Origin of the sequence: Arthrobacter sp. H14 (assembly GCF_000520495.1) — a bacterium.
Lineage (GTDB): Bacteria > Actinomycetota > Actinomycetes > Actinomycetales > Micrococcaceae > Arthrobacter_C.
On the sequence record NZ_KI914678.1, the window covers coordinates 22,438 to 24,257 of the forward strand.

The following is a 1,820-nucleotide window of genomic DNA, read 5'->3' on the forward strand; positions in this document are numbered from 1 at the left end:
GGGGCCGTACTGGCCGGCCAGTTCTTCGGCGGCCGCCGCACTGTTGCGGTAGTTGATGACCACCCGTGCACCCTCGGCCGCGAAGGCCTCGATGATGTGCCGGCCAAGGCCGCGCCCGCCGCCGGTGACCAAGACGACTTGTTCTGCCAATTGCATAGAGATTCCTCATTTTTTACGACAATGAATTTGGTTCAAAGTGGCTCGTTCAATCCCCGTCAGGGCGCACTACCGTTCCAGAGCTGGTGAAAGTGATGGAGTGGTCCATTGCCCGAGCCGACGTTCAGTTCGTCGGCATGGGTCAGACTGTCCTGCAGCCAGGACTTGGTCAGTGTCAATGCCGCATTCCAGTCCACGAGCCGGGCCTGGAGGGTGGCCATTGCCGAGGACATCGAGCACCCCGTTCCATGCGTATTAGCAGTGTTAATTCGTTTGGCCGACACCTCAAAGACCTGGCGGCCAGCAGGAAGCCCGCCGGCTGCATCGACCAACGCATCCGGGCAGTCCTGCCCGTGAAGATGTCCCCCCTTGACGAGGACAATGACGGATTTAGCACGGGAGAGCCGGCGCCCCTGCTCCAGGGCCTCCGGCCAGCTCTGCGCCGTCGGTTCCTTCAGCAGTACGGCGAGTTCGGGCAGGTTCGGGGTGACGAGATCGGCCCGGTGCAGCAGCCGGCCGATGGCCTCTTCCGCATCTGCCTGAAGCAGCCGGTCTCCGCTGGTGGCGATCATCACCGGGTCCAGTACCACCAGTGGAGACCTGTTACGGCCCAGCCAGTCATCGACCACACTTATTGTTTCGGTGTTGCCGAGCATGCCGATCTTGATCGCATCGATCGTGACGTCGTCGCTGACAGCGTCCAGCTGCTCCCGCAGGAACTCCGGCGGCGGTGTGTGGACCGCACGGACGCCATGGGTGTTCTGGGCAACCAACGCGGTCACCACGGCCATACCGTATCCGCCGTGTGCGGCAATGCTTTTCAGGTCCGCCTGAATGCCTGCGCCGCCGGTCGGGTCGGTGCCGGCAATGCTCAAAACCCGCGGAACGGGGGTATTCATCGGTTCCACTCCTCCAGAAAATCTTCGGCGACGCGTGCCGGATCATCCGCTGCGCAAATCGCCGAAACCACTGCCACCCCTGCCGCTCCTGCCCGCCGAAGCGGCCGCACATCGGCCAGCTTTACTCCGCCGATGGCCACACAGGGCACCGTTGTTGCAGCGGCGATCGCGGCGAAACCGTCGATGCCCAGCGGGGCCGGGTGATCCGGTTTCGTCAACGTGGGATGGATGACGCCCACACCCAGGTAATCCACCGTTCCCTCGGGCAGTGCGTGTAACCGGTTCAAGTGCCCGACTGTGTTGGCGGTCAGTCCGATGATGGCCTCCGGTCCGGCCATGGCCCGCACCTGCGCAGCCGATAAGTCGCTTTGACCGATATGGACCCCGTGCACGGCGGCGCCGGCAGCACGCGCGGCCAAATATACTTCGACCCGGTCGTTGACCAGGACCATGGCCCGGTCCCCGACGGCATCAGCAATCCGCATGACCACTTCAGACAGGTCGACGGCACTGGCGTTCTTGTCCCGGATCTGCACCATTTCGATGCCACCGTCGACGGCGGAGCGCACTGTCTCCAGCACCCCGCGCGCCCCGCACAGCTGCGGATCAGTGACCAGATACACGCCGGGGTTCAACACCACTCCCTCCAGTCCCATCATGAGATGGCCACCCGGGATCGGACTTTCTCAGCATCGATTCCAGCCAGGGCATCCAGAAACGCGACGGCGAAACTACCCGGCCCACGGGCCTCGCCCGCGGCGATTT

At 63.8% G+C, this 1,820-nt stretch carries 3 protein-coding genes and 1 pseudogene; all 4 read right to left on the reverse strand.

All coding sequences use genetic code 11. The annotated features are described in order from the left end of the window. Window positions 1-156: SDR family NAD(P)-dependent oxidoreductase (locus tag Y707_RS27160; RefSeq protein WP_035782384.1), on the reverse strand; the 156-nt coding region annotated here is incomplete at its 3' end. 59 nt (window positions 157-215) lie between these two features. Next, window positions 216-1,055 carry a bifunctional hydroxymethylpyrimidine kinase/phosphomethylpyrimidine kinase gene (gene thiD / locus Y707_RS33300; RefSeq protein WP_035782407.1) on the reverse strand — a complete coding sequence of 280 codons (840 nt, stop codon included), beginning with the start codon at window positions 1,053-1,055 and terminating at the stop codon, window positions 216-218. After that, entirely contained in the window at window positions 1,052-1,714 is a 663-nt protein-coding gene (gene thiE, locus Y707_RS33305; protein ID WP_253905235.1) for a thiamine phosphate synthase, read from the reverse strand. The genes thiD and thiE overlap by 4 nt, the downstream gene beginning before the upstream one ends. Then, window positions 1,711-1,820, reverse strand: a pseudogene (locus Y707_RS32990) (hydroxyethylthiazole kinase); the annotation flags it as partial. The gene thiE and the pseudogene Y707_RS32990, both read right to left, overlap by 4 nt.